The organism is Klebsiella terrigena (assembly GCF_012029655.1).
In the GTDB taxonomy this organism is placed as follows: domain Bacteria; phylum Pseudomonadota; class Gammaproteobacteria; order Enterobacterales; family Enterobacteriaceae; genus Klebsiella; species Klebsiella terrigena.
In genome coordinates this window covers 1,667,812-1,694,421 of sequence record NZ_CP050508.1, presented here as the reverse complement: position 1 = coordinate 1,694,421, position 26,610 = coordinate 1,667,812, and the positions used below count along the sequence as shown (strand labels likewise).

The following is a 26,610-nucleotide window of genomic DNA, read 5'->3' as shown; positions in this document are numbered from 1 at the left end:
CTCCTTATTTATTCACGATGCCCGCGGAGGGCAGCGCGTCGGGTACGGTAATCGGATTGCGGACAACCAGGGTCAGCAAAATCAGCATTCCTGCGCTAATCGCGGCCGGAACGGCGATGACGAAAAACAGGGTATCGAATGAGAAATTCATCGCCATCATCATGCCGCCGGAGAGAGAGCCGACGATGGCTCCGCAGCGGCCGACGGCGTTTGACCAGCTGACGCCGGTGGCGCGGCTCTGGGTCGGATAGAGCGTGGCCGTTAGCGCGTTAAGGCCCACCTGCGAACCGCTGACGCCAATCCCGGTGCCGAAAATCGCCAGCGCCATTAGCCACAGGCCGTTCTCGCTAAGGCCAATCATCACGATGCAGACCGCGCCCAGGCAGTAGCTCAGCGCCAGCACCCGATACGGATTAAAGCGATCCATCAGCACGCCCAGCAGCAGCGCGCCGAAGGTGCCGCCAATCTGGAAAGCGGCGGTGACCCATGAGGCGTGCTGCAGGTCGATGCCGCGATGGTTGAGCAGCGTCGGCATCCAGCTGGAAAGCAGGTAGATAATCAGCAGGCTCATAAAGAACACCACCCATAGCATCAGGGTAATGGGCAGCTGGCGGCCAACGAACAGCTGGCCGATGCTGCCTTTAGCGCCGGTGGTTGGCTCATCCAGCCAAAAATGGGTCTGCTCATAGCGCTCGCCGGTAATAGCGCCGACGGTTTTCGCAATCACCGGCTGCGGCAGCCGGCGGCGGATCTGCCAGCGCGGGGATTCCGGCAGCACCGCCAGCAGCGCCGCGGCCAGTAGCAGCGGCAGAACGCCGCCAAGCGCCAGGATGCCGTGCCAGCCAATCTGCGCTACCAGCTGGGCGCTGACCACGCCGCCCAGCGCCGAACCGAGGGTAAAGCCGCAAAACATCAGGGTCACCAGCGCACCGCGCCGCCGGGCGGGCAGATACTCAGAGGTCATGGTAATGGTGTTCGGCATCGCCCCGCCGAGGCCGAGCCCGGTCAGGAAGCGCAGGATAACCAGCGTCTCGAGGTCGGGGGAAAAGGCCGAAAGCAGGCTAAAGAGGCCAAATAACGCCACGCAGAACTCAATCACCCGCTTGCGACCGAAGCGGTCGGAAAGCGGGCCGCACAGCAGAGCGCCGGCGGTTAAGCCCAGCAGGCCTGCGCCAAACAGCGGCGCGAGCTCGCTGGCGCCGAGCTGCCAGTGGGCGCGAATATCGGGAGCGATAAAGCCAATGGCGGCGGTATCAAAACCGTCGAGCATGACCACCAGAAAACAGCAGATAATCACGCGCCACTGCCGGGCACCTACCGGAGCGGCGTCCAGCAGCGTTTGCAATTCACGTCGTTGAGTCATCGTTATGCCTCAGTGCAGGGAGGAGGAGATGTTGTATTTATTTCTTTTATGTTGCGATTTTGTAACTCAGGCGATGAAATGTACAATGGTATCTCGGGCATAGACATAACCTGGAGGTTATTGCTAATGGCAAACTGGACGCAAAAACTGAAGCTGCATCATCTGCAAATGCTGGTGGCGCTCGGCGAGCAGGGCAACCTGACGCAGGTGGCGAAAATGATGAATATTACTCAGCCCGCGCTCTCTAAATGGCTGACTCAGTTTGAAGAAGAGGTCGGCATGCTGCTGTTCGAACGCCATAGCAAAGGCCTACGCCCTTCCGAAGGCGGCAAGCTGCTGCTGCAGCACGCCCAGCGCCTAATCAACGATATGTCCCGCTCGCAGTATGAGATTGAGCGCTTCAAACAGGGCGGGCTGGTGGGTAGCCTGATGATCGGCTGTTCGCCTGTGGCCACCGACTGCGTTGCGCTGGCCATTCTCTCGCTGCTCAAGGAGATGCCGAGCCTGCATCTGAACATCGAGGAAAAGGTGATGACCCCCCTGCTTCACGACCTGCTCTCCGGGGTGGTGGACGTGGTGGTAGGCCGGGTGGGCGGACGGGCGCTGGAGCTGCCGCTTAACTATCGGGTGCTGTATACCGAGCCGGTGTGCTTCGTCGCCCGCCCCGATCACCCGCTGGCGCAGATGCCGAGCCTCGGCTGGGCCGACCTCGCCCACTGGCGCTGGATAGTCTGGCCAACCGGCACGCCGATCCGCCTGAGCATTGACAACGCCCTGGTCGATAACGGCGTGATGCTGCCGGAAAATACCATCGAGTCGGCGTCGATGAACGTCACCAGCAACCTGCTGCAAAGCAGCGACATGATCTCTATTCTTTCTTTACGCCTGGCACAGCGCTTTGCCGAACAGCAGCAGCTGGCAATTCTTAATTTGCCGCGCATCGAACAAAAAGGTAGCGTCGGGGTATTCTGGCGAAAAAGTGAAACGCCATCGCTTGCCCTCAGCCGGTTTCTGGATTATCTATCGCAGGCATCGTAGCCGTGGCGCTGCCCGCGCGGGGTTCCATTTCTCTATCCCCGCTATGCGTATTATTCATGATGTGATCGGTAGCACATTTTTGGGTTTAATTGTATGATGAATGCGGTTCATCAAGGGTTATTACCATGAGTCAATCACTGATTATTATCTGGCAGTATCTGCGGGCTTTTGTGCTGATTTACGCCTGCCTGTACGCCGGGATTTTTATCGCCTCCCTGCTGCCCATCACCATCCCAGGCAGCATTATCGGGATGCTGATTTTGTTTGTCCTGCTGGCGCTGCAGATTATGCCGCCGAAGTGGGTTAATCCCGGCTGTAACGTGCTGATTCGCTATATGGCGCTGCTGTTCGTGCCCATCGGCGTGGGCGTAATGCAGTACTGGGATTTGCTCCGCGCTCAGCTCGGCCCGGTCGCCGTCTCCTGCACCATCAGCACGCTGGTCGTTTTTCTGGTTGTCAGCTGGAGCTCTCATCTGGTGCACGGCGAACGCAAAGTGGTCGGCCAAAAAGGAAGCAAAAATGATGCATGAAATCTGGTGGTCACTGCCGCTGACGCTGATCGTGTTTTTCCTCGCCCGCAGGCTGGCAGCGCGCTTTAAATTTCCGCTGCTCAACCCGCTGCTGGTGGCGATGGTGGTCATCATCCCTTTTCTGCTGCTGACCGGCATCTCTTACGATCGCTATTTTCAGGGCAGTAAGATCCTCAACGATCTGCTGCAGCCTGCGGTGGTGGCGCTGGCCTTTCCTTTATACGAGCAGCTCCACCAGATTCGCGCCCGCTGGAAATCGATTATTACCATCTGCTTTATCGGCAGCGTGGTGGCGATGGTCACCGGGACCACCGTGGCGCTGTTAATGGGCGCGACGCCGCAAATCGCCGCGTCGATCATGCCGAAATCGGTCACCACGCCGATTGCGATGGCGGTCAGCGGCAGCATTGGCGGTATTCCGGCAATCAGCGCGGTATGCGTTATCTTCGTCGGCATCCTCGGCGCGGTTTTCGGCCATACGCTGCTCAACCTGATGCGCATCCGCACCAAAGCCTCACGCGGCCTGTCGATGGGTACCGCCTCGCACGCGCTGGGCACCGCGCGCTGTGCGGAGCTGGATTACCAGGAGGGGGCCTTCAGCTCGCTGGCGCTGGTGCTGTGCGGGATTATTACCTCCCTGGTTGCGCCGTTTTTGTTCCCGGTGATTTTAGCCGTGGTGGGATAATTTGTGATTTAAGTCACATTTATTAATGCAACATAATAGAGTTGCACAAACAATGAGATATTAATCACATATACAGGCCATCACCGCCCGTACACTAGATTTCCATTACATTGTTATGAGGCAACGCCATGCACCCACGTTTTCAAGCTGCTCTCCCTCAACTGACGGCAGACCTGCAGACGGCAATCGCCCCGATGCTGACCGACCCGCATTTCCCGGCCATGCTCGATGCAGACCAGGTCGCCGCGCTGCAAAGCGCAACCGGCCTCGACGAAGACGCGCTGGCCTTTGCCCTGCTGCCGCTGGCCGCAGCCTGCGCGCGCGCCGACCTCTCGCATTTTAACGTTGGCGCTATCGCGCGCGGCGTCAGCGGGCGCTGGTATTTCGGCGGCAACATGGAATTCCTCGGTGCGACCATGCAGCAAACCGTCCATGCGGAGCAGAGCGCCATCAGCCATGCGTGGCTGCGCGGCGAAAAATCCCTGCTGGCAATCACCGTTAACTACACGCCCTGCGGCCACTGCCGCCAGTTTATGAACGAGCTCAACAGTAGCCAGGTGCTGCGCATCCACCTGCCGGGCCGCGAGGCGCATTCGCTGCAGCACTATCTGCCGGATGCGTTTGGTCCGAAGGATCTGGAGATCAAAACGCTGCTGATGGACGAGCAGGATCACGGCTTCCCGCTGAGCGGCGACGCGCTGGCGCAGGCGGCGATCCGGGCGGCAAATCGCTGCCACATGCCCTACAGCCAGTCGCCGTCAGGCGTCGCGCTTGAGCTGAAGGACGGCACGATCTTCTCCGGCAGCTATGCCGAAAATGCCGCCTTTAACCCGACGCTGCCGCCGCTGCAGGGCGCCCTTAACCTGCTCAGCCTGAACGGCTATGATTATGCCGATATCCAGCGGGCCATTCTCGCCGAAAAAGCCGATGCGGCGCTGATCCAGTGGGATGCCACCGCCGCCACGTTGAAGGCCCTCGGCTGTCACAGTATTGACCGCGTGCTGCTCGGTTAAATCCCCCATAAAACGGGCCTCTGGCCCGTTTTGTTGAAAATCCCCGCAATCAAACGATGGTTTCTTGCTCTTGCCCGGCGGGTAAAGTAGCCTGAACACTCCATTGTCTACCGTTGAGCCCAGGTTAATGTTAAAGCGTGCGTTATACAGCCTGTTAGTCCTGTTCGGCCTGCTGCTGTTGACCGTGCTGGGTCTTGACCGCTGGATGAGCTGGAAAACCGCGCCCTATATCTACGATGAACTGCAGGATCTGCCCTACCGCCAGGTTGGGGTGGTGCTCGGCACCGCCAAGTACTACCGCACCGGGGTCATCAATCAATACTACCGCTACCGCATCCAGGGTGCGCTCAACGCTTACAACAGCGGCAAGGTGAACTACCTGCTGCTCAGCGGTGATAACGCGCTGCAGAGCTATAATGAGCCGATGACAATGCGCCGGGACCTGATTAAAGCAGGCGTCGATCCGGCGGATATCGTGCTGGACTATGCCGGCTTCCGCACCCTCGACTCTATCGTGCGGACCCGCAAGGTGTTCGACACCAACGATTTTATTATCATCACCCAGCGCTTCCACTGCGAGCGCGCGCTGTTTATCGCCCTGCATATGGGCATTCAGGCGCAGTGCTATGCGGTCCCGTCGCCAAAAGATATGTGGAACGTGCGGATGCGCGAGTTCGGCGCGCGCTTTGGCGCCCTCGCGGACCTCTACGTGTTCAAACGCGAGCCGCGTTTTCTCGGCCCGCTGATCCCTATTCCGGCACAGCAGGAAGTTCCGCAGGGAGTGCAGTCCTATCCGGCGGTGACGCCTGAGCAGCTGCTGGAGCTGCAGAGTAAATAGCGCGCGACCGACCGGGGTCGCGCAGCGCTAAATCCGCCGTTTAATCGCTAAATTCAACCACCCGGTTACGGCCGCCGTTTTTGGCGTCATACAGCGCCTTATCGGCCTCATCGACCATTTTTTGATAATCAGGATGGCCGCGATAGTGGCTGACCCCGAACGAGGCGCTGAGCGCGACCTTTTCCCCCTCCGCGGTCACGTAAGGCGAGCTGGCAATTTTGTGGCGGATAGCGTCGACAAAGCTCAGCGTCTGGTGGCGGGTAAACTCCAGATAAACAATCATGAACTCCTCGCCGCCGTAGCGGAACACGTAGTCGCTGGCGCGCGTGCTCTCCGTCAGGATCGCCGCGATATGGCGTAATACCTCATCCCCGGTCGAGTGGCCCCAGGTATCGTTGATCTGCTTGAAGTGGTCGACGTCCAGCATCGCCACCGCCAGATTTTTGCCGCTCTCCATCGCCAGTTTCACCTCGTGCTTGAGCACCGTTGACATAAAGCGCCGGTTTAGCAGGTTGGTCAGCACGTCTTTACCGCTTTCCAGGCGATTGGCCTCTTCAAACAGCGAGGTGAACAGGTTATTAATGATCATGGTCTTTGAGCGAATATCGCTCAGCAGGGACTGAATAGAGTCCAGCTCGTTTCCGCCGGTATCCGCCCCTTTGTTTAACATGTCGTCAATGGCTTCAATCAGCAGATTAATTTGTTCTATTTCCGGCTGCCTGCCGAAGTGCTGACTGCACTTGTGGCGGAACCACAGGCCAAACTCTGAATCGCTTAGCAGATAGGAGTGAATATTGGCGGTACGCGAGACCAGCGCATAGATCAGCGCATTTTCCCAGTTAAACAGCGCGGCCTGCTGCTTGCCTTTTTCCAGCTCAAGGTTGGCAATAAGATTGTGCAGGCGGTAGGACTCTTCGTTCTTCGCTTCATTTAGCTGATATTTTTCATAAGCGTAGGTCATCAGCTCGCTGGCAATTTGTATCGATACCGAAACGTACTGCTGCATCAGAATACTTAATTTACTGTCGAGCGCTAATGACTGAATATAGTTAAGCATCGACTGAGTAATGATGCGCATGCCTTTGAGTACCAGACTCGCCGGAATGCCAACCCGCGAATGGATATTACCGATATGATATTGCTGCCCGGCAAACTCCAGCAGCCCTTCGCCTTTCAGGGTCAGAGCATGAATAATCCATTTACGCATCGAATGCCGCAACCGCGTATGAACCATTTCCGAACAGAGGAATTTTTCCGCGTGCGGATCCGCCAGCATAATGTCATAAAATTTATCCGCCAGATCGGCCGCCTTATCATCAGCAATATGCCGCAGCTTAGCGGAGACCGGTTCGGAAATCAGCAGCGAAAACTCAACCCATTCTTTTACAATTTGTTCACTATATTTCATCAATCACTCAATGACTTACTCATGTGCTTAAATTATCCTGAATAAACTATCCATTAATTATGCAGAAATTATTATCTTTACCAGAAAGACCCATTCCGCACTATCTTCCTCCAGATATCGTGGAAAGAGAATTGCTGCGCGGGGGCTTATTTGTCTATTTTTGGACTTTAATCCTTAAACCCTGAAGCGGTTTAACAATAAACCCGTGCGGCGCAAACAAAAAAAAGCCCGCGCACTGCGCGGGCCTGATAAACATAGAACGTTATTTTTTACGCGCGTATTTCAGCGAATCCAGCGCAACGGCGAAGATAATAATGGCGCCCTTGATAATATACTGCCAGTACGGGTTCACGCCGATATAGGTCAGCCCGTAGTTAATCACCGTAAAGATGATAACGCCGGTAACCACGCCGAACACGGTACCCACGCCGCCGCTGAAGGAGACGCCGCCGACCACGCAGGCCGCAATCGCATCCAGCTCGTACATAAAGCCGAGGTTGTTGGTAGCGGAGCCAATTCGCCCGGCCTCCAGCAGCCCGCCGAAGGCGTAAAACACGCCGGACAGGGCATAAATCATCAGCAGGTTAAGGGCCACGTTAACCCCTGAAACCTTCGCCGCTTCCGGGTTGCCGCCGATAGCAAAGATGTTTTTGCCGAAGCGGGTTTTGTTCCACAGGATCCAGACGAAGAAGACGGCAATCAGCGCGTAGAAGGTAATATACGACAGGCGGAACGTCCCCAGCGCAATAAACCCTTGAGCGAAGTGCGAGAAGTGGCTGTCGAATCCGGAAACCGGCGAGGCGCCAACAAAATCGTAGTACAGGGAGTTGATCCCATAAACGATGATCATGGTGCCCAGGGTGGTGATAAACGGCGTCACGTTCAGGTAGGCGATGATAATACCGTTAATCAGGCCAATCACCGCACCAATCGCGCACACCAGCAGGATCACCAGCGGAATTGGCATGGTTGCCATATCCGGGAAGACCTTGTTGGCGTTATCCACCGCCTGCAGCATCGTTGCGGCGATAACCGCCGCCAGGCCAACCTGACGTCCGGCTGACAGGTCGGTGCCCTGAGTCACGATGAGCCCCGCGACGCCCAGCGCGATAATAATACGCACCGAGGACTGGGTCAGAATGTTACTTAAGTTGAGTAAACTTAAGAAGGTGGGATCCTGGAAAATAATAATGGCCAGCAGGACCAAAAGAACAACGTAAATCCCACCATCCTTCAGGTAGGTGAGAAAACTCTTTTTATTTAATGCGCTCATCGCAAGCCCCTGATCTTAAAGATGCAACGACGCAAGACGTAAAATTTCGTTTTGCGTAGTGGTTTTTGTCTCAACAATTCCGGCAACGAGACCGTTGCTCATTACCAGAATACGGTCAGTAATACCCAGCAGCTCCGGCATCTCGGAGGAAATAATAATGATCCCTTTCTCTCTTTTGGCCAGCTCGGCAATCAGCTGATAGATTTCAAACTTAGCTCCGACGTCAATCCCGCGCGTCGGTTCATCAAGCATCAAAATCTCCGGCTGGGTTAACAGCCAGCGGCCGATAATAACCTTCTGCTGGTTACCGCCGGACAGCGAACCAATTTGCGTATGCTGTCCTGGGGTCTTCACGCGCATGGAGTCAATAACCCACTGGGTATCGCTTTTCATGCGTGAGTTATCCAGCAATCCGATCCTGTTCTTATATTTCTTAATATTGGAGATCAGGGAGTTAAAGCCGATATCCAGATAAGCGTAAATCCCGGTAGAGCGGCGCTCTTCGGTCACCAGCGCAAAGCCGTGGTTAATGGCTTCGTTGGCGCTATGGTTATTAATTTTCTTACCGTGGAGCTTGATCGTCCCGCTGGCCTTTTCGCGAATGCCAAATAGCGTCTCAACGATATCGGTACGCTTGGCCCCCACCAGCCCGGCCACGCCGAGGATTTCGCCCTTGTGCAGGTCAAAGGAGACGTCGCGGATTGACGGCTGACGCAGAGACGTCAGGTTGCGCACCTCAAGAATCACCTCGCCCGGCGTATTTTCACGGTTCGGGAAACGCTGGTTCAGAGAGCGGCCGACCATCATGGCGATGATCTTATCCATGTCCAGTCCTTCCAGCGGCTGGGTGGCAATCCACTGACCGTCGCGCAGGATGGTTATCTCATCGCACAGCTGGAAAATCTCTTCCATTTTGTGGGAGATATAGACGATACCGCAGCCGCGTTCTTTCAGCTTACGGATAATCTTAAACAGATGGTTGACCTCTTTTTCGGTCAGTGACGACGTCGGCTCGTCCATAATGACGATTTTGGCGTCATAGGAAAATGCCTTCGCAATTTCAATCATCTGCATTTGCGATACCGATAGCGTCCCCACGCGCGCGCGCGGGTCAATATCAATATCCAGTTCATCAAATATCGCTTTGGTATCGCGATACATTTTGTCCTGATCGACAAACATGCCCTTGGTGGGATAACGCCCCAGCCACATGTTGTCCATTACCGAACGTTGTAATACTAAGTTTAATTCCTGGTGAACCATTGAGATGCCGTTTTCCAGGGCTTCTTTAGCCGAATGGAAGTCGATCTCTTTTCCCTGAAAAAGAATGCTGCCGGAATCCTTTTGATAGATCCCAAAAAGGCATTTTAATAATGTCGATTTCCCCGCCCCGTTCTCGCCCATTAATGCATGAATAGAGTGAGGACGGACCTTCAGGTTGACATTATCGAGTGCCTTGACGCCAGGAAATGATTTGTTGATGTTGCTCATTTCCAACAAAAATTCGCCCGACCGTTCGCTATTATTACTGACCATAGTTATACCTGGCTGCGTTCATGCACACCCTCAGCTGACGAATTAGCGCCAAAATAAGGGTCTGGTTCTGTATCAGGAATAATCGGGCGTAGCGGCTCGCGATCCTTCAGGCTGCCATTTTACCGGCGACGTTGATCTCAACGCTTCCCGAGTGATTTTATTTATCGCTGATACGCCCGTACATCTACTCGATGAATATCGAGCTGCGAAATGGTATTCACCCGCAGCTCGAAACCGAGTACTAAATATTATTTTCCAATAAACTGGCTCAGATTGTCTTTATCTACGCCAACGTAAGGAACGCGAACGATTTTATTTTCAATCTTCCAGCTGGTGCCTGCAGCAGGTTCTTTACCGGCTGCCAGGTTTCTCGCCAGATCGAACGTGGCTTTTGCCTGGTTATTAGCATCGTTCAGCACGGTACCGGCCATCGCACCGGATTTAACCAGCGCCAGCGCTTCTGGTAAGGCATCGACGCCGAAGACCGGAATGCTGCTCTTGTTATGCGCTTTCAGCGCTTCTACCGCACCCATTGCCATCGCATCGTTGTTGGCGATAACCACTTCAATTTTGTTAGCGTTAGGGCCGGAGAGCCAGGCGTCCATCTTATCTTTCGCCTGAGCGGTATCCCACATCGCGGTGTCCATCTGCAGCTGCTGAGTTTTCAGACCTTTATCATTCAGCTCTTTAATGACGTAGGTGGTACGCGCTTCAGCATCCGGATGGCCCGGCTCGCCTTTCAGCAGCACATACTGAATCTGACCGTCTTTGTTCAGATCCCAGCCGGCGTTGGCTTTCCAGTGTTTAGCAATCAGGTCGCCCTGGATAATACCGGACTCTTTAGAGTCGGTACCGACGTAAAACGCCTTGTCATAGCTGTCCAGCGCTTTGCGGGAAGGCTCTTTGTTAAAGAACACGACCGGGACGTTCTGTCCGCGCGCTTTATCGATAACGGTGCCTGCAGCAGCCGGATCCACCAGGTTAATTGCCAGCGCCTTGACGCCTTTTGCCAGCAGGACGTCAATCTGATCGTTCTGTTTGGACTGGTCGTTTTGCGAGTCATTCATCAGCAGCTGAACGTCCGGCGCTGTTTTGCCGTCTTTCTCAATGGCCTTACGCACCACCGACATAAAGTTGTCGTCATATTTATAAATGGTTACGCCGATGCGGGTATCAGCTGCGTGTGCCGCGGCGCCAAATAACATACTCGCCATAACTGCAGACAGGGTTAACACCTTCTTATTCATGGAATCTCCGGTTTTTTTTATGCAGGGTCATTGGTGTGAAAACGGCTGGCGGGAAGTTGTTACATTAACGTTACCGCACAACAAGGTTCACGACTGTAAATTCTGTCTTCCGTGTAGGGTAACGCTCCAAAGGTACGGCTTTACTCGCAGTTTAGCGCCTTGTTCCCGTTGCAAAAGTGATTAATCACCGTGACAAAATGGTCAGGACTGGTAAACGCGGCCATCATAATCAGTTGAATGTTAATATACTGTGAATTTACTCACAGATTGAAAGCGGTTACATCATTGCCCTTTTCAGTTAGTGATCGGCCCCACAATTTGCCGCTGAGTCACCGAATGGCGACGTACCAGAGTCGGCATAAAGCAGTGGCGAGCGTCATGGTCGAGTTTCCCCGCAGCCCCCAGCAGCGCCAGCTCGGTGGCCAGTTTTGCCATCGACATAATAGGATAGCGCACCGTCGTCAGCTGTGGGTCGGTGTAACGAGAAATAGGGATATCATCAAAGCCAATCAGCGACAGATGCTGCGGCACGACAATGCCGTTATCTTTCAGCGTGGTCAGCGCACCGGCCGCCATGCTGTCGTTGTAGGCGAAAACGGCGGTGAGGCCTAAATTACGCCCCAGCAGCTCGACCATTGCCGCCTCGCCGCCCTGCATATCCGGCGAGCCGGAGCCTACCCAGCTGTCGGGGGCAATAATGCTTTGTTCCTGTAACGCCCTGAACCACCCTTCCCGGCGCAGAGCGTCATCCTCAATGCCGTGATTTGAGGAGAGATAGCCGATCCGCTGGTGGCCGTGGTTGAGCAGCATCCGCGTCGCCATCAGCGCCCCGCTGACGTTATCCAGACCGACGCAGCGGTGCGCGTAGCCGGGCACAATGCGGTTGATCAGCACCATCCCCGGAATATGCTGCATGAAATCGCCGAGCTCCTCGTCGCTCAGCGCCTTGGAGTGCACGATCAGCGCCAAACAGCGCTGGCGGATCAGCACTTCGATGGCGTTACGCTCTTTTTCCGCCTCGTGGTAGCTGTTGCCGATCAGCACGTATTTCTGATGCTGCTGGGCCACGGTATCCACCGCCTTCACCAGCGCACCGAAAAAGGCATCCGACACGTCCATCACCACCACGCCGATGGTATCGCTGACCTGCGTCGCCAGCGCCTGCGCGTTGGCGTTGGGCCGGTAGCCCAGCTGCGTTACCGCTTTCATTACGCTTTCGCGCGTATCCGGGCTCACCAGCGCGCTATTATTCAGCACGCGCGAGACCGTCGCGACGGAAACACCCGCCTGACGGGCGACATCACGAATGGTGATCATGCTCACCGACCTGTAGAGAATTGCAATACGTCACACCCACCTCCTGTGTTCAGCAAGGTGGCTATTCTGGCAGCGACGCGCGGCGCGCTACGTGAGTGAGGTCACACGCCTGAAAACGCTTACATTCATTTTGTTAACGATTGTGATCGAGATCGTTATCTGGATGTGTTCTTTAATGATGTCCCTGAGGCCCGCAGGGTGAGCTGACGCCACAGCCATTCAACCGGGCCCTGGCGGAAATGACGCAGCCAGAAGAGTGAGAAGATGAGGTTGACCGCCCAAACCGGAACGACGAAGGCCAGCAGCTGCAGGCGGTCGAACTTCATAAACAGGCCAAGGTGGTAAAAGAGCGTGGTGCAGATGAGGGTTTGTAGCAGATAGTTGGTCAGCGCCATGCGCCCGACGCAGGCAATGGCGGTCACCAGCCGCAGCTTACACAGCCAGGGCCAGAAGCCCCACGCCAGGGAAGCGTAGCCAATGGTTTGCAGCGGCGCGCCGAGCTCGCGCGGCGCCTGCAGCAGGAACGCGCACCAGCGGGGATCCCAGTCGAGATACCACTGGGCGAAAATCGCCGGGATGTTCACCGCCATTCCGGCGATGACCAGCAGAACGCCGGTGCGCCGGTAGTGGCTGAGGCTGAACTGCCCTTTTAGCCAGCCGCTGCGCATCAGGGCCGCGCCCATCAGCATCATTCCCGCCAGCTGCCAGCCGTACTGCGCGCCGAGCGCCAGCAGGTTATCCGACAGCATATCCGCGCGGTTGCTTATCGCTTCGAAGCCGCCGTTCAGCTTCCAGTACTGCTCATACTGTAAATTTGCCGCGTCGGGCACCCAGGAGCGATTCGGCGCATTGCCGGAAATGACGCCAAGCAGCACCAGCACCGCAACGCCGATGACGTACAGCATCACGCCGGTATTAAACAGGGATTTGAGGTGATGCGCGTCGCGAATCATTCTCCAGGCCACCAGCCCCACCAGCGCATAGGCCAGCAGGATATCGCCATCCCAGAAAAAGAGTCCGTGGATAAACCCCAGCAGCGCCAGCAGCGTCAGACGCGACTGGATCCAGCGCTTGCCGCGAGGCAGCAGCATCTGAAGCCCGGCGCCAAACAGCAGAGCAAAGAGGGTCAAGAATTTCACCTGCGCCAGCAGGTCGAGAATCGCCCAGGTCCAGGCGTCGCTAACGGAGAGGCTCCCGGACCACGCCGGGTTGAGATAGGCCGCCTTCGGCAGGCCGAAGGCGTTAATATTCAGCAGCAGAATACCCAGGATGGCGACGCCACGAACGAAGTCCAGCGTGACGTTTCTTTCCATGTACCCTGCTCCGATTTTAGCTGTGGTGACGTACGGCGCGCAGGAACTCCTGGCGGGTATTCTGGCTGGATTTAAACAGACCGCCCAACGAGGTGGTTGTGGTGGCGCTGGTTGCATCGCGAATACCGCGCGCCTTCACGCAGTAGTGCACCGCATCAATCGATACCGCCACGTTGCTGGTGCCCAGCAGGGTCTGCAGCGCGGTTAAAATCTGCTGCGTCAGGCGCTCCTGCACCTGCGGGCGCTGGGAGAAGAACTGCACGATGCGGTTGATTTTCGACAGGCCAATGACCGAATCTTTCGGAATATAGGCAACCGTTGCTTTACCATCAATCGTCACGAAGTGGTGTTCGCAGGTGCTGGTCAGGGTGATATCGCGCACGGTAACCATTTCATCAACCTGCATCTTGTTCTCGATGACGGTGATTTTGGGGAACCTGGCGTAGTCCAGTCCGGAAAAGATCTCATCGACATACATTTTAGCGATGCGATGCGGGGTTTCCATCAGACTGTCATCACTAAGATCAAGATTCAGCAGCTGCATAATCTCAGTCATGTGTCCGGCAATCAGACGCTTGCGAGTTTCATTATCTATTTCTTGTACTGGCGGACGCAACGGCGTCTCCAGCCCACGAGCGACCAGCGCTTCATGAACGAGTATGGCTTCTTTGCTCAGTGATGACATTTATGTTCTCCTGCAGGTGTGGCGCTCTTTGCTCTTCTGAGGGCAAAGTTTGCATGCATTGTGCGTGAGGTAGCGCACATAATCTAGTAGCCGAAACGATAATTATTGAAATTTGCGTTACCTATTGATAGTGCGCTTCCGGTCTCACCTCTTCCACGTCGCGCCTGTCAATCGTCTAACGCCCGCCAGTTGCCACTTCCCGAATAAAAGAACGACTTCGCGTCATTCTCAATAGCACAGCCGCCGGAGCATGTTGGCTAAAAGTTGCATTAATGATGCAATATGTTCCCGAAAGGAGAAAGTGAAAGTTGCTCACGAGTGTATGAAATATCTGTATGATGAAAAATTACGTCCACATACGCAGAATCACTCAGCGGCCGTTACCACTTATATCCGTAAAGTAGGGTCTGCAGACTCGCGTATCCCCTTTTCAGAGGAGCCCGGCATGGAATTGCTTGAAGAGCATCGCTGTTATGAAGGTCGGCAGCAACGCTGGCGGCATGACTCCACCACGCTGAACTGTTCAATGACGTTCAGCATCTTCTTACCCCCGCAGCGCGATACCGCGCCGCCGCCGGTTGTGTACTGGCTCTCCGGCCTGACCTGCAACGATGAGAACTTTACCACCAAAGCCGGCGCTCAGCGCATTGCGGCCGAGCTAGGCCTGGTCCTGGTCATGCCGGATACCAGCCCGCGCGGCGAGAGCGTCGCCGACGATAGCGCCTACGATCTGGGCAAAGGCGCGGGATTTTATCTCAACGCCACCGAAGCGCCGTGGTCCGCGCATTTTCGCATGTACGATTATCTTCGCGACGAGCTGCCACAGCTGATTGGCGCGCAGTTTAACGTCAGCGATCGCTGCGCAATCAGCGGCCACTCAATGGGCGGTCACGGTGCGCTTATTATAGCACTGAAGAACCCTGGCCGTTTCGCCAGCGTGTCGGCCTTTGCACCGATCGTCAACCCTGCACGGGTGCCGTGGGGGCAAAAAGCGTTTAGCGCCTATTTGGGCGCCGACGAAGCCAGCTGGCAGGCGTGGGACAGCTGCGCATTGATGCAGGCCAGCCAGGCCAGCGACGCGATCCCCACGCTTATCGATCAGGGCGACAGCGACTCATTCCTCGCCGAGCAGCTGCAGCCGGCGGTGCTGGCCGAAGTTGCGCGTCAAAAGGCGTGGCCGCTGACCCTGAGAATTCAGCCCGGCTACGATCATAGCTACTACTTTATTGCTTCCTTTATCGAAGACCATCTGCGTTTTCACGCGCAATATCTGCTGACGCGCTGATAACGCGCATTTTAGCCGCCAGCGCTTAGAGGGCTGACAGGTAAACCTGCCAGCCCTCTTTTATTTATCAGCTAACCTGAATGCGCTTAGAAGCGGTAGTCGACGGCCATAAAGTAGCGGCGGCCCTCTTCGGTATAGCTGTAATCGTCGCGGCTCAGATCTTTATCCCCGACGTTCAGCACGCCTGAACGCAGCTTAACGTTCTGGGTAACCTGCCACGCGGCGCCAATATCAAACATGGTGTAACCGCCCGGCGTTTTAGCCGTGGCGCTGACCGCGCGCTGCTCGCCGGTGTAGTTCGCCGAAACGTAGAAGGACCAGTCGTCCAGCGGTTTCCAGTCCAGCGTGCCGTTGGCCGTATGGAACGGCAGCGTTTGCAGCGGCTTATCGCCGCCGTTGCTGAGGTCGCGGCCGTCGTTATAGGTATAGTTCACCGTCAGCTTCCACTCGTCGCCAAACGGCACCTTCACTTCGGTTTCGACACCCTTGATGCGGGCCTTGTTGACGTTAAAGTAGCGGAATACCGGCACGCGTTTGCCGTTAACGGTTTTCCAGCCCACAAAGTTAGGATAGCCCGGCGCCTCGCTGGCGCTGGAGGTACGCAGGATATCAATCATATCGTCCACGTTGTTCTGGAAGGTGGTCACGCTCCCTTCCACACCATCCAGTAATCCCTCTTCACCCCGATAGTAAAGTCCGATCTCGAAGCTTTCGCTGGTTTCCGGCTTAAGGTCAGGGTTACCGATAATGCTGCACGAGCCGCGGCAGGAGTTGGTGGTCCAGTCAGGGTTCAGCTGCAGCAGAGACGGCGCTTTGAAGGCCGTCGCCCAGCCGCCTTTCACCGTCACCGTATCGGTCGCGTTATAGACGAGATAGGCGCGCGGGCTCCAGTGATCGCCGTAGGTTTCGTGGTCATCCATGCGAATACCGGTGGTCAGCGCCAGCGGTTCGAAAATACGCCATTCATCTTCAACAAACAGCGCATACTGGCTGGCGGAGGTAGATTTGCCTCCGCTGCTCAAATTGACCGGGTCTTTCAGCTTATCGTGTCGCCATTCGCCACCGACGGTTACCAGCTGATTGATCATTCCCAGCGGCAGGACGTATTTGCCGTCCACGGAGTTGCTTTCGGAGGTGATCGTCCCGGCCTGACCCGGATTTTTGTTATCCACTTTTTCGCCGTAGAACTTCAGCTCGCTGTTACCCAAGTCCCAGCGGCCGTTGTGGCTAAGCGAGTAGTTCTGGCGCTCAAGGCGGTTGCGATCGAGGGAGTCTGAATCCCTGTCCTGGCGGTCAAACCCGTAGCCGGCGGTAATATCCTGGCTATCGGTCGGTGTCCAGGCAAACTCAACGTTGCCATCGCGGCTGGTAAATCCTTCAATGCGCGGCGTCTCGCCCGCGGCGTTGCTGGACGCCTGCTGATCGTCCTTCGCGCGTTTTGCCAGGCTGCCGTAGGCTTTCATGCCCAGCACGCCATCAATCAGCGGCCCGCTGGTAAAGAACTGTCCGTTATAGGTATCGCCACGGTCACGATGCTCCTGAATAGTGGTATCCGCACTCAGGGAGCCGGTCCATTTTTGGCCCACTTTTTTAGTGATAATGTTGACCACGCCGCCAAGGGCGTCGGAACCGTAAAGGGATGACATCGGCCCGCGCACCACTTCGATACGCTCGATGGCGTCTACCGGGATCCAGTTAAGATCGAAGTCGTTGTGGCGGAAAACGGCGTTGCGTGAGTTGACGCGTTTGCCATCCACGAGAATGAGCGTATAGCTGCTATCGAGACCGCGGATGCTGACGCCCTTGCGGTTATCCCCTTCGTTGGTGAGCTGCACGCCCGGCACGTCGCGCAGAACATCCTTCAGGTTTTGCACCGGACGGCGCTGTAAGTCCTGCTGAGTGATAACGCTAATACTGGCAGGAGCATCCTTTACGCTCTGTTCAGTTGCCGCGGCGGTGACAACCAGCGTTTCTTCATTGACCTCGGCCGCAGCCGGAAGCGCCAGCGAGACGACGGATGCGCACAATCCCGCCCGGACAAAAGGGTTTAGCCTGAACATTTCATATCTCCATGAGGTCACTAACAAATCAAACAAAAGGTGCTGCTCACACGTACTGTCGGCGCACCGCTCATTGGCGGTACGCGCGTATTTTTACAGCAGACGTGGCTGGTCACCCCTTGTCAGATGCTGAGACCTGCAAGATATGGGGATTGGCTTCATCCTGAATTTGGCAAGGATGATAAAGATAATGATATTGATTATCAATACAATTATGAAGAATTGTGACAATTTGTAAGGTTTTCAGACGTAAAAAAGCCCTCTAAAAGAGGGCTTTATCTACTGCGATTCGGCGGCTATTAACCTTTGAAACGCTGCGGGAACTTCATTTCGCTATAGCGGACAAAACGGGTGCCTTTGGCAAGCTTATAGCCAAACCAGATAACCAGGAACAGCGGAATACCGATATAGGTTGCCGCCACGCCGCCCCAGTCAATGGTGTCTTTCAGGAACGCTTCGTAGTTCTGGCCGAGGGTGATAATCAGGCACAGGACAAAGGCGAAGATCGGCCCAAGCGGGAAGAACCCGGAACGATACGGCAGATCGTTGATATCGTTGCCCTGCAGCACGTAGCCGCGGCGGAAACGATAGTGGCTGATGGCGATGCCCAGCCAGGCGATAAAGCCGGTCATCCCCGAGGTATTCAGCAGCCACAGGTAAACGGTCTGGTTGCCAAACATTGAGCTCAGGAAGCACAGCGCCGCCACGACAGTAGTGGCATACAGCGCGTTACGCGGCACGCCGCCGCGCGAAAGCTTAGAGAAGATACGCGGCGCTTTGCCATCGCAGGCCAGGGTGTAGAGCATACGCGTGGAGGCGTACATGCCGGAGTTGCCCGCCGACAGCACCGCCGTCAGGATCACCGCGTTCATGATCGCCGCCGCAGACAGCAGACCCGCATGCTGGAACACCAGGGTAAACGGACTGACGGAAATATCCTTCACGTCGTTACGCAGCAGGCTCGGATCGGTATAAGGGATAATCAGGCTGATGATTAAAATCGCGAACACGTAGAACAGCAGAATACGCCAGAACACCTGGCGCACGGCGCGCGGAATGTTCTTCTCCGGGTTTTCTGATTCACCCGCAGCGATGCCGATAAGCTCGGTGCCCTGGAACGAGAAGCCGACGATCATCGCCACGCCAATCATCGCCGCAAAGCCGCCGGCAAACGGCGCATCATCGATACCCCAGTTGCTCCAGCCCGCCGGCTGTGCGCCTTCAAAGATGCCGACGATCATCATCACGCCAACAATAATAAAGATAATGACGGTGGCGACCTTGATCAGCGAAAACCAGTACTCTGCTTCACCGAAGCCTTTGACCGAGATCCAGTTCAGCAGGAACATAATGCCGAGGAACAGCGCGCTCCAGATCCAGCCCGGGGCGTCAGGGAACCAGTAGGTCATGACCAGCTGCGAGGCAACGAGGTCAACGGCGATGGTCACCGCCCAGTTATACCAGTAGTTCCAGCCCAGCGCGAAGCCGAAGCCCTCTTCAACATAGTTCTGACCGTAGGTGGCAAAGGAGCCGGACACCGGCATGTACGCCGCCAGCTCGCCAAGGCTGGTCATCAGGAAATAGACCATCAGACCGATCAGAATATAAGAAAGCAGCGCGCCGCCGGGGCCTGCCTGGGAAATAGTTGCACCGGATGCAACGAAAAGACCTGTACCGATGGAACCGCCAATAGCGATCATGGTCAAGTGACGCGCCTTCAGTTCACGGCGTAGGCCGGGCGCTTCTGTGGTTTTAGTATCCGAAACCATGTGAAAATGCTATCCATCAAAAAAACGAGGCGAGATTGTAGCAGACGATCGGCGATCCATCCGGTACAAATACAAAGTTATAAGAGAGGTTCATGATCGAACATGGATTATTAGTAAAGCACTAAATCGCGGAATTGCCAGCAATAATCCCCCGCCTCTCTTCAGGCTAGCTAGCTGGATCCCGCGTTTTCACACCTCGCAGTAGCGCAGAAAGCGCAGTAACGCTTTGGAAATATGCTTCTGGCGATGATGGATCCGCCACAGGGTGCGGGTTAACGGCGGCAGCGGCACGCTCAGCTCAACAAGCGATCCCACCTCCAGCTGTTCGGCGATAACCCGCCGCGAAAGGCAGCTGATCCCGAGGCCATGACGTACCGCATGCTTGATAGCCTCAGAGTTGCCAAGCTCCATCCCGAGATGAAACGCCGGCAGATGCGATAGCAGTAAATAGTCGACGATTTCCCGGGTGCCCGAGCCGTGCTCGCGCAGGATCCACGGCGCCTCCGCCAGCCGCTGCAGCGTCACTTCGCCCTCCAGCAGCGGCGATCCGGGAGCGGCAAATACCACCAGCTCGTCCGCCAGCCAGGGTTCGGCGATGATATCCGCCGCGTGGCACGGCCCCTCAATCAGCCCGATATCCACCCGCAGATCGGCCACGGCGTTAATCACGTCCTGGCTGTTGCCGACGCTCAGCTCCAGCGGCAGGTCGGGAAAATCGCGGCGGTAGCGGGCAATGATTTCCGGCAATATATAGTTGCCGATAGTGCTGCTGGCATAAACGCGGATCGCGCCGTTGTCGCCGCGAAACAGCTGCTCGATTTCAACCGCACGTTCCAGCAGCGCCAGCGCGCGCGGGTAGAGCAGCCTGCCGTGCTCGTTGACCACCAGCCGCTTGCCGACGCGATCGAAAAGCTGCACGCCCAGCTGCCCTTCCAGATCGGTCAACGCCGCGCTGACCGCTGACTGCGAAAGCGCCAGCATTTGCGACGCCTGGGTGGTTGAACCGCTCTTGAGAACTTCAGCAAAAACTTCCAGCTGTCGTAGCGTGATATGCATAACCCTTCCTTGCTCGTCTATCCGACATCACTCTTCGCCGTCCCGGCCATCGGCGCGTAGCGCCGTCCCGAGCCGCGAAGAGGCTTGTTTACCACTTATTACGATTGATTATAAATATATAATCAATTTTATATTTAAACCAGCGCGTCGTAATCTTTACGCAGACAAAGGAGAAGGTTATGACAGCACTCACTTTACCGACAAAACATCGCACACTGTGGCATTTTGTCCCCGGACTGGCGCTTACCGCCGTGGTGACCGGCGCAGCGCTCTGGGCAGGCAGCTTTCCCGCTATCGCCGGCGCCGGCTTCAGCGCCCTGACGCTGGCCATCCTGTTCGGCATGGTCGTCGGCAATACGCTCTACCCCAAGATATGGCAACCCTGCGACGGCGGCGTGATCTTTGCCAAACAGCATCTGCTGCGTCTCGGTATTATTTTATACGGCTTTCGCCTGACGTTCGCGCAGATTGCCGACGTTGGGGTGAGCGGCATTGCCATTGACGTTCTGACGCTGACCAGCACCTTTTTTATTGCCTGCATCCTCGGGCAGAAAATCTTCGGCCTGGATAAGCACACCAGCTGGCTGATTGGCGCCGGCAGCAGCATCTGCGGCGCGGCGGCGATTCTGGCAACGGAACCGGTGGTGAAGGCCGAGGCCAGCAAGGTGACCGTCGCCGTGGCCACGGTGGTGATTTTCGGCACCCTGGCTATCTTCCTCTATCCGGCGATGTATCCGCTGCTGGCGCACTGGTTTACGCCGGAAGCCTACGGCATCTATATGGGCTCGACCATGCATGAGGTGGCGCAGGTGGTTGCCGCAGGCCATGCGGTGAGCCCGGACGCTGAGAACGCGGCGGTGATTGCCAAAATGCTGCGCGTCATGATGCTGGCACCGTTCCTGCTGTTCCTCGCCGCCCGCGTTAAGCAGCTGGCCCCGGCCGGCAGCGGTGAGAAAAGCAAAATCACCATCCCGTGGTTTGCCATTATGTTTATCCTGGTGGCGGTATTTAACTCCTTCCACCTGCTGCCAAAAGCGGCTGTCGACGCGCTGGTGACGCTCGATACCGTGCTGCTGGCGATGGCGATGGCCGCGCTTGGGTTGACCACGCACGTTAGCGCGCTGAAAAAAGCCGGCGCCAAACCGCTGCTGATGGCATTAATACTGTTCGTCTGGCTGATTGTCGGCGGCGGCGCGATTAACCTGGCGGTTCACGCCCTGATGGCCTGAGCGTAAGCAGCCAGACCAGATTATTCGTTGATGTAACTCTTCGGTTAAGCCGCTATCATTACCCACCCCGCAGCGGCTTAACTGGAGTTTTTTATGAAATATATTGGAGCGCACGTCAGCGCCTCCGGCGGAGTGGCCAATGCCGCCATTCGCGCAGCCGAAATCGGTGCGACCGCCTTCGCCCTCTTCACCAAGAACCAGCGCCAGTGGCGCGCCGCGCCGCTGAGCGACGAAACCATTGCCGAATTCAAAGCCGCCTGCGAAAAATACCGTTTCGCTCCCGGGCAAATCCTGCCGCACGATAGCTATCTGATCAACCTCGGCCACCCGGTCGAAGAGGCGCTGGAAAAATCCCGTGAAGCCTTTATTGATGAGCTGACCCGCTGCCAGCAGCTGGGGCTGACGCTGCTGAACTTCCATCCCGGCAGCCATCTGCAGCAGATACCGGAAGAGGAGTGCCTGGCGCGCATTTCCCGCTCGATTAATATCGCGCTGGAAAAAACCGCAGGCGTGACCGCGGTTATCGAAAACACCGCCGGTCAGGGCAGCAATCTTGGGTTTAAGTTCGAACATCTGGCCGCCATTATCGACGGCGTGGAGGATAAATCCCGCGTCGGCGTATGTATTGACACCTGTCACGCCTTTGCCGCCGGATACGATCTGCGCAGCGCCGAAGAGTGTGAGAAAACCTTTGCCGATTTCGAGCGCATCGTCGGCTTCAAATACCTGCGCGGGATGCACCTCAACGATGCCAAAAGCACCTTCGGCAGCCGCGTCGACCGCCACCATAGCCTCGGCGAAGGCAATATCGGCCACGACGCTTTCCGCTGGATCATGCAGGACAGCCGCTTTGACGGTATTCCGCTGATCCTCGAGACCGTTAATCCCGATATCTGGGCGGAAGAGATTGCCTGGCTGCGGGCGCAGCAAACGGCGGAAGCGTCGGCCTGAGGTCGATGCCGGGAGAATCCCAACAGCTAAAAAAAGAAAGGGCCGAATTATCGGCCCTTTTGCTTATCAAGGTTTTACTCAGGCCGCTTTTTCAACCGCCTGCACTTCCGGACGCTTCAGCACCGCGTAGGAGAGACCGGCAACCAGCGTACCGGCAATAATCGCCAGCAGGTAGCCGAGCACCGGCGTAATGGCGCCAGGGATCAGCAGAACAAACAGACCGCCGTGCGGCGCCATCAGTTTGGCACCAATCGCCATGGAGATGGCACCGGTTACCGCCCCGCCGACGATACAGCATGGCAGAACGCGCATCGGGTCACGGGCGGCGAACGGAATCGCCCCTTCGGAGATGAAGCACAGTCCGAGAACCAGGGCCGCTTTACCGCCTTCGCGCTGGCCTTTGTCAAACTTGTTGCGCGCAACCAGCGTGGCGATACCCATCGCCAGCGGTGGAACCATACCCGCCGCCATAATCGCCGCCATCGGCGCGTAGGTCTGGGTACTCAGCAGTCCGACGCCAAAGGCGTACGCCGCTTTGTTCACCGGACCGCCCATATCGGTACACATCATTGCCCCGAGGATGGCGCCCAGCAGGACCGCGTTAGCCGTCCCCATAGTTTGCAGCCAGTGGGTCAGGCCCGCCAGGATACCGGCAACCGGCTTGCCGATCAGGTAGATCATCGCCAGACCGACAATCAGGCTGGAAACCAGCGGAATGATCAGAATCGGTTTCAGCGCTTCCATGCTCGGCGGCAGCTTCAGCTTCTTGCTGATAAGCTTAGCCACGTAGCCGGCGAGGAAGCCCGCAATGATCCCGCCGATAAAGCCGGAACCGCCGCTCACCGCCAGCATACCGCCGATAAGACCCGGCGTCAGGCCCGGACGGTCGGCGATGGAGAAGGCAATAAAGCCCGCCAGCACCGGAACCATCAGCGCAAAGGCTGAACCGCCGCCGATCTGCATCAGCGCCGCCGCCAGCGTATCCTTCACTTCAAATGCTTTAATCCCGAAGGCGAAGGAAAGCGCGATACACAGGCCGCCCGCCACCACCATCGGCAGCATGTAGGAGACGCCGGTCAGCAGGTGACGATAGGCGCCGCCGCCCTCTTTCTTCGCGCTATCCGCCTGCTGTCCGCTCTGCCCGGAAGGCTGATACGGTTTGGCTTCCAGCTGCGCCTTTTCAAACTCCTGGGCGGTTTTCTTCAGCGCCAGGCCGGTCGTAGTGCGATACATTGGCTTACCGGCAAACTTCGCCAGGTCAACTTCAATATCCGCAGCAACGATAACCAGATCGGCCTGCGCTACCTCTTCTGGCGTGATCTCATTGCCCGCGCCGACGGAGCCGCGCGTTTCAACCTTCACCCACCAGCCGCGTTTTTTCGCTTCGGTTTCGATAGCCTCTGCGGCCATGAAGGTATGCGCCACGCCGGTTGGGCAGGCGGTAATAGCAACAATACGTTTCGGGCCGCTAGCCGCAGCGGCTGCGGGTGCCGCAGCTGGCGCAACGTAAGGCGTGGCATGGCTTTTCGCCTCGCCGAGGAACAGCTCCGGGTGGGCTACGGCGCGGTTAATATCACCGAGGTACACCTTTTTACCGTTCAGCGCGCTGTCAGCAGGCAGCGTTGAGCCGAGGACGATAGCCAGCTCTGCATCGTTCGGGTTATCAATCAGTTCGAGTTGCGCTTTTTGCGCCGCGGTGCCCAGCAGGGTTTTCGCCATATAGGCGCGAGCCTGTCCGAGTCCGGCATCAATAATCAGCAGCGTTTTCATTATGCCTCTCCTGCTGTCAGTTAAACGGTTGTAAGTCGACGCGCGCCATCATTGCGGCCAACTGGGTACGATCGGTAATACCAACATTGCTCTGGCTCACTGCCAGGGCCGCAACGGCCGTGGCCAGGCGCAGAGTATGCTCGCTGGATTCACGCATCAGCAGGCCGTAAATCAGGCCGCCAACCATAGAATCGCCAGCGCCAACGGTGCTGACCACTTCGACTGAAGGCGGCTTGGCAATCCATTCGCCGGAGGCGTTAACCCACAGCGCGCCCTCTTCACCCAGCGAGATAACCACGTGGGCAATCCCCTGCTCGCGCAGCGCGTGGGCGGCGTCAATCACGTCTTTCATTTCAGGCAGCTTGCGGCCGGCCCAAATCTCCAGCTCGCGGCGGTTTGGCTTCACTAACCACGGTGCCGCCTTCAGGCCGGCAACCAGCGCTTCGCGGCTGCTATCGAAAATAATGCACGGGCACTGGCTGCGCAGGCGAATCATCCATTCGGTGAAGGCCTCAGGGCTAACGCCTGACGGCAGGCTGCCGCTGACGCAAACCATGTCGAACTGACCCAGCCAGCTCAGAGAATCATTGACGAAGCGCTCCCAGTCACCCTGAGTCACCTCGAAGCCGGAGAAGTTAAAGTCGGTGACTTCGCCGTCTTTTTCCGTCAGCTTGACGTTAATGCGGGTACGGCCCTGCACTACCTGAAAACGGTTGGCAATTCCCAGCTCGCTAAACAGCTGCTGAAAACCGTCCTGGTTATCTTTCCCGAGGAAGCCGCCGACGGTGACGTCAATACCGAGGTCTTTCAGGACCTTGGCGACGTTGATGCCTTTTCCGGCCGCGTGCAGGCCGGTGGTGCGGACGAGGTTGACTTCGCCGCGCTCAACTTCCGGAGTGAAACCCACCAGATCGTATGCCGGGTTTAAAGTAATCGTTGCTACACGTCTGCTCATTTATGCGCCCTCCCCAAGGCCTGCGGCGATAGCTTCGCCAATCGCGTCCAGCGCCTGTTGCGCATCTTCACCCTGCGCGGTAAAGCGCAGACGGTGACCTTTTTTCACACCCAGCGCCACGACCTTCATCAGGCTGCGGCCGTTGGCCGGCTTGCCGGAACCGTCGAGGTTGGTGACGGTAATGTCGCTGGAAAATTGTTTGATGGTATTAACCAGCATAGTGCCCGGACGCGCGTGCAGCCCGTGCTCGTTGCGCACGACAAATTCAGCGCTCAGCACGTCCTCGGCAATCGCATCATCGCTGGTCAGCAGCGCCAGCAGCGTGGCGCTGTCGGCCTTCAGCAGACGGTCAGCTTTTTTATCAATCAGCAGATTGCTCAGGCGACTGAGCACCGCGGTCGGCTGCTCGTCGGCCATCGCGACGGTAATCAGCAGCGAGACCGGCTGGTCATCGGCGGTAAATGCGCTGGCGGCGCGGCTCACGGCAACGGCGCTGCGCAGGTTGCCTTCCGCGCTGTCGTTCAGCCAGATGCCCTGACCCAGGTTCAGCGGCTTATCGTTAATGGTGCGGCTGACAAACGCGGCGTCAACGGCGCCGGCTTCTTTCAGCCGCGCGGCGTTCAGCGCCTGCAGGGTCAGCAGATCGCTGGCTGCGATATCAAGGCTCAGCGTGTCGTTATCCAGCTTCAGCATCTCGCTCTGCTTTTCACCCATCAGCAGGACGCGCAGCTCTTCCGCCGTGGTGGCAGACCTGAGCTGCTCGGCGACAGAATCATCGCTGAGCACGTGCGTCAGCTGACGCAGTAGCCCGAGATGTTCATCAGAACTGGCGGCGATACCAATGGCAACATAGGCGGTCTGCCCTTCCCCCCAGGTCACGCCCTGCGGGAACTGATAGACCTGAACGCCGGTTTTCAGCACCTGATCGCGCGTGTCGGTGGTACCGTGCGGAATTGCAATCCCGTTACCAAGGAAAGTAGAGGTCTGCTGCTCGCGCGCCAGCATCCCGTTAACGTAGCCTTCCGCCACGTTGCCTGCGCTTACCAGCGCAGAAGCAACCTGACGAATTGCCTCTTCTTTATTACCGGCCTGCTGGCCGGGATGAATATCCTGCACAGATAACTGGAACATGGATCTCCTCTCCTGCTGAGTTGAATCGTTTCAGCTGTTTGGTGAAAAAATGCGTCACCGTGCTGCTGAAGAAAACCCTGATGACGCTGAAACGTTTCAATGAGTCTGTACCTTTCTTAATCACCGCGCAAGATAAGTTAGCAACCTGATAACAGAAG

General features: G+C 56.8%; 23 protein-coding genes. 9 read left to right on the top strand and 14 right to left on the bottom strand.

All coding sequences use genetic code 11. The features are described from left to right. Nucleotides 1-4: 4 nt before the first annotated feature. On the bottom strand, nt 5-1,363 hold the full coding sequence (mhbT, locus tag HCK03_RS08020; protein ID WP_076945734.1) for a 3-hydroxybenzoate transporter MhbT: 1,359 nt from the start codon (nt 1,361-1,363) through the stop codon (nt 5-7). Nucleotides 1,364-1,489: 126 nt separating this feature from the next. Here mhbT and HCK03_RS08015 point away from each other — a divergent pair, with 126 nt between their 5' ends. From HCK03_RS08015 to sanA, 5 genes are all read left to right on the top strand, one after another. Then, nucleotides 1,490-2,401, top strand: a complete 912-nt coding sequence (locus tag HCK03_RS08015) for a LysR substrate-binding domain-containing protein (protein WP_041146471.1) — start codon at nt 1,490-1,492, stop codon at nt 2,399-2,401. Nucleotides 2,402-2,526: 125 nt separating this feature from the next. Continuing rightward, complete coding sequence (locus HCK03_RS08010) at nt 2,527-2,931, top strand: CidA/LrgA family protein (protein WP_041146472.1); 405 nt, start codon at nt 2,527-2,529, stop codon at nt 2,929-2,931. Then, nucleotides 2,921-3,616, top strand: a complete 696-nt coding sequence (locus tag HCK03_RS08005) for a CidB/LrgB family autolysis modulator (protein WP_045855868.1) — start codon at nt 2,921-2,923, stop codon at nt 3,614-3,616. The genes HCK03_RS08010 and HCK03_RS08005 overlap by 11 nt, the downstream gene beginning before the upstream one ends. A 128-nt stretch (nt 3,617-3,744) precedes the next feature. Further along, nucleotides 3,745-4,629, top strand: a complete 885-nt coding sequence (cdd, locus tag HCK03_RS08000; RefSeq protein WP_041146474.1) for a cytidine deaminase — start codon at nt 3,745-3,747, stop codon at nt 4,627-4,629. A gap of 127 nt (nt 4,630-4,756) precedes the next feature. Then, nucleotides 4,757-5,467, top strand: a complete 711-nt coding sequence (gene sanA, locus HCK03_RS07995) for an outer membrane permeability protein SanA (protein WP_167691371.1) — start codon at nt 4,757-4,759, stop codon at nt 5,465-5,467. A 40-nt stretch (nt 5,468-5,507) separates the two neighbouring features. Here the strand turns inward: sanA and HCK03_RS07990 are convergent, their stop codons facing one another. The 7 genes from HCK03_RS07990 to folE all read right to left on the bottom strand — a co-directional run bounded on the left by HCK03_RS07990 (nt 5,508) and on the right by folE (nt 14,246). Continuing rightward, the gene (locus HCK03_RS07990) at nt 5,508-6,875 is read right to left on the bottom strand and encodes a GGDEF domain-containing protein (protein WP_167691370.1); all 1,368 of its coding nucleotides are present in this window, start codon (nt 6,873-6,875) and stop codon (nt 5,508-5,510) included. A gap of 262 nt (nt 6,876-7,137) precedes the next feature. After that, complete coding sequence (mglC, locus tag HCK03_RS07985) at nt 7,138-8,148, bottom strand: galactose/methyl galactoside ABC transporter permease MglC (RefSeq protein ID WP_041146477.1); 1,011 nt, start codon at nt 8,146-8,148, stop codon at nt 7,138-7,140. A gap of 15 nt (nt 8,149-8,163) precedes the next feature. Continuing rightward, nucleotides 8,164-9,684, bottom strand: coding sequence for a galactose/methyl galactoside ABC transporter ATP-binding protein MglA (gene mglA / locus HCK03_RS07980; RefSeq protein ID WP_041146478.1), 1,521 nt, complete (start codon nt 9,682-9,684; stop codon nt 8,164-8,166). A 248-nt stretch (nt 9,685-9,932) separates the two neighbouring features. Further along, nucleotides 9,933-10,931, bottom strand: a complete 999-nt coding sequence (gene mglB / locus HCK03_RS07975; RefSeq protein ID WP_041146479.1) for a galactose/glucose ABC transporter substrate-binding protein MglB — start codon at nt 10,929-10,931, stop codon at nt 9,933-9,935. 294 nt (nt 10,932-11,225) lie between these two features. Further along, a complete protein-coding gene (gene galS / locus HCK03_RS07970; protein ID WP_041147704.1) occupies nt 11,226-12,248 on the bottom strand; it encodes an HTH-type transcriptional regulator GalS in 1,023 nt (340 codons plus the stop codon). A 155-nt stretch (nt 12,249-12,403) separates the two neighbouring features. Beyond that, nucleotides 12,404-13,561 (bottom strand): DUF418 domain-containing protein YeiB, encoded by a 1,158-nt coding sequence (gene yeiB / locus HCK03_RS07965; protein ID WP_041146480.1) that lies wholly within the window; start codon nt 13,559-13,561, stop codon nt 12,404-12,406. A gap of 16 nt (nt 13,562-13,577) precedes the next feature. After that, nucleotides 13,578-14,246 (bottom strand): GTP cyclohydrolase I FolE, encoded by a 669-nt coding sequence (folE, locus tag HCK03_RS07960; RefSeq protein WP_041146481.1) that lies wholly within the window; start codon nt 14,244-14,246, stop codon nt 13,578-13,580. A 445-nt stretch (nt 14,247-14,691) separates the two neighbouring features. On the opposite strand from folE, the gene fghA reads away from it, so the two are divergent. After that, entirely contained in the window at nt 14,692-15,531 is an 840-nt protein-coding gene (gene fghA / locus HCK03_RS07955) for an S-formylglutathione hydrolase (protein WP_134527090.1), read from the top strand. Nucleotides 15,532-15,617: 86 nt separating this feature from the next. Here fghA and cirA read toward each other — a convergent pair whose 3' ends face one another. Further along, on the bottom strand, nt 15,618-17,591 hold the full coding sequence (gene cirA / locus HCK03_RS07950) for a catecholate siderophore receptor CirA (protein ID WP_041146483.1): 1,974 nt from the start codon (nt 17,589-17,591) through the stop codon (nt 15,618-15,620). Between the two features lie 39 nt (nt 17,592-17,630). On the opposite strand from cirA, the gene HCK03_RS07945 reads away from it, so the two are divergent. Then, nucleotides 17,631-17,819 (top strand): hypothetical protein, encoded by a 189-nt coding sequence (locus tag HCK03_RS07945; protein ID WP_155397529.1) that lies wholly within the window; start codon nt 17,631-17,633, stop codon nt 17,817-17,819. A gap of 71 nt (nt 17,820-17,890) precedes the next feature. Here HCK03_RS07945 and HCK03_RS07940 read toward each other — a convergent pair whose 3' ends face one another. Further along, a complete protein-coding gene (locus tag HCK03_RS07940) occupies nt 17,891-19,360 on the bottom strand; it encodes an amino acid permease (RefSeq protein ID WP_041146484.1) in 1,470 nt (489 codons plus the stop codon). A 189-nt stretch (nt 19,361-19,549) separates the two neighbouring features. Further along, nucleotides 19,550-20,416, bottom strand: coding sequence for a DNA-binding transcriptional regulator YeiE (gene yieE / locus HCK03_RS07935; RefSeq protein ID WP_115192224.1), 867 nt, complete (start codon nt 20,414-20,416; stop codon nt 19,550-19,552). A gap of 179 nt (nt 20,417-20,595) precedes the next feature. Between yieE and HCK03_RS07930 the strand changes: the two genes are divergently transcribed. Then, complete coding sequence (locus HCK03_RS07930; protein ID WP_041146486.1) at nt 20,596-21,645, top strand: YeiH family protein; 1,050 nt, start codon at nt 20,596-20,598, stop codon at nt 21,643-21,645. 93 nt (nt 21,646-21,738) lie between these two features. Beyond that, nucleotides 21,739-22,596 (top strand): deoxyribonuclease IV, encoded by an 858-nt coding sequence (gene nfo, locus HCK03_RS07925; RefSeq protein WP_041146487.1) that lies wholly within the window; start codon nt 21,739-21,741, stop codon nt 22,594-22,596. A gap of 78 nt (nt 22,597-22,674) precedes the next feature. Here the strand turns inward: nfo and fruA are convergent, their stop codons facing one another. From fruA to fruB, 3 genes are read right to left on the bottom strand one after another with little or no spacing between them, the layout of a single operon-like run. Beyond that, nucleotides 22,675-24,366, bottom strand: a complete 1,692-nt coding sequence (fruA, locus tag HCK03_RS07920; protein WP_041146488.1) for a PTS fructose transporter subunit IIBC — start codon at nt 24,364-24,366, stop codon at nt 22,675-22,677. 16 nt (nt 24,367-24,382) lie between these two features. Continuing rightward, nucleotides 24,383-25,321, bottom strand: coding sequence for a 1-phosphofructokinase (gene fruK, locus HCK03_RS07915; protein WP_041146489.1), 939 nt, complete (start codon nt 25,319-25,321; stop codon nt 24,383-24,385). Beyond that, nucleotides 25,322-26,452: a fused PTS fructose transporter subunit IIA/HPr protein gene (gene fruB / locus HCK03_RS07910; RefSeq protein ID WP_167691369.1), complete on the bottom strand. Its 1,131-nt coding sequence runs from the start codon at nt 26,450-26,452 to the stop codon at nt 25,322-25,324. Nucleotides 26,453-26,610: the final 158 nt, after the last annotated feature.

Bases quoted from the DNA above. Each gene is read 5' to 3' on its own strand.
- mhbT (WP_076945734.1), bottom strand. From the start codon at position 1,363: ATGACTCAACGACGTGAATTGCAAACGCTGCTGGACGCCGCTCCGGTA.
- HCK03_RS08015 (WP_041146471.1), top strand. From the start codon at position 1,490: ATGGCAAACTGGACGCAAAAACTGAAGCTGCATCATCTGCAAATGCTG.
- HCK03_RS08010 (WP_041146472.1), top strand. From the start codon at position 2,527: ATGAGTCAATCACTGATTATTATCTGGCAGTATCTGCGGGCTTTTGTG.
- HCK03_RS08005 (WP_045855868.1), top strand. From the start codon at position 2,921: ATGATGCATGAAATCTGGTGGTCACTGCCGCTGACGCTGATCGTGTTT.
- cdd (WP_041146474.1), top strand. From the start codon at position 3,745: ATGCACCCACGTTTTCAAGCTGCTCTCCCTCAACTGACGGCAGACCTG.
- sanA (WP_167691371.1), top strand. From the start codon at position 4,757: ATGTTAAAGCGTGCGTTATACAGCCTGTTAGTCCTGTTCGGCCTGCTG.
- HCK03_RS07990 (WP_167691370.1), bottom strand. From the start codon at position 6,875: ATGAAATATAGTGAACAAATTGTAAAAGAATGGGTTGAGTTTTCGCTG.
- mglC (WP_041146477.1), bottom strand. From the start codon at position 8,148: ATGAGCGCATTAAATAAAAAGAGTTTTCTCACCTACCTGAAGGATGGT.
- mglA (WP_041146478.1), bottom strand. From the start codon at position 9,684: ATGGTCAGTAATAATAGCGAACGGTCGGGCGAATTTTTGTTGGAAATG.
- mglB (WP_041146479.1), bottom strand. From the start codon at position 10,931: ATGAATAAGAAGGTGTTAACCCTGTCTGCAGTTATGGCGAGTATGTTA.
- galS (WP_041147704.1), bottom strand. From the start codon at position 12,248: ATGATCACCATTCGTGATGTCGCCCGTCAGGCGGGTGTTTCCGTCGCG.
- yeiB (WP_041146480.1), bottom strand. From the start codon at position 13,561: ATGGAAAGAAACGTCACGCTGGACTTCGTTCGTGGCGTCGCCATCCTG.
- folE (WP_041146481.1), bottom strand. From the start codon at position 14,246: ATGTCATCACTGAGCAAAGAAGCCATACTCGTTCATGAAGCGCTGGTC.
- fghA (WP_134527090.1), top strand. From the start codon at position 14,692: ATGGAATTGCTTGAAGAGCATCGCTGTTATGAAGGTCGGCAGCAACGC.
- cirA (WP_041146483.1), bottom strand. From the start codon at position 17,591: ATGTTCAGGCTAAACCCTTTTGTCCGGGCGGGATTGTGCGCATCCGTC.
- HCK03_RS07940 (WP_041146484.1), bottom strand. From the start codon at position 19,360: ATGGTTTCGGATACTAAAACCACAGAAGCGCCCGGCCTACGCCGTGAA.
- yieE (WP_115192224.1), bottom strand. From the start codon at position 20,416: ATGCATATCACGCTACGACAGCTGGAAGTTTTTGCTGAAGTTCTCAAG.
- HCK03_RS07930 (WP_041146486.1), top strand. From the start codon at position 20,596: ATGACAGCACTCACTTTACCGACAAAACATCGCACACTGTGGCATTTT.
- nfo (WP_041146487.1), top strand. From the start codon at position 21,739: ATGAAATATATTGGAGCGCACGTCAGCGCCTCCGGCGGAGTGGCCAAT.
- fruA (WP_041146488.1), bottom strand. From the start codon at position 24,366: ATGAAAACGCTGCTGATTATTGATGCCGGACTCGGACAGGCTCGCGCC.
- fruK (WP_041146489.1), bottom strand. From the start codon at position 25,321: ATGAGCAGACGTGTAGCAACGATTACTTTAAACCCGGCATACGATCTG.
- fruB (WP_167691369.1), bottom strand. From the start codon at position 26,452: ATGTTCCAGTTATCTGTGCAGGATATTCATCCCGGCCAGCAGGCCGGT.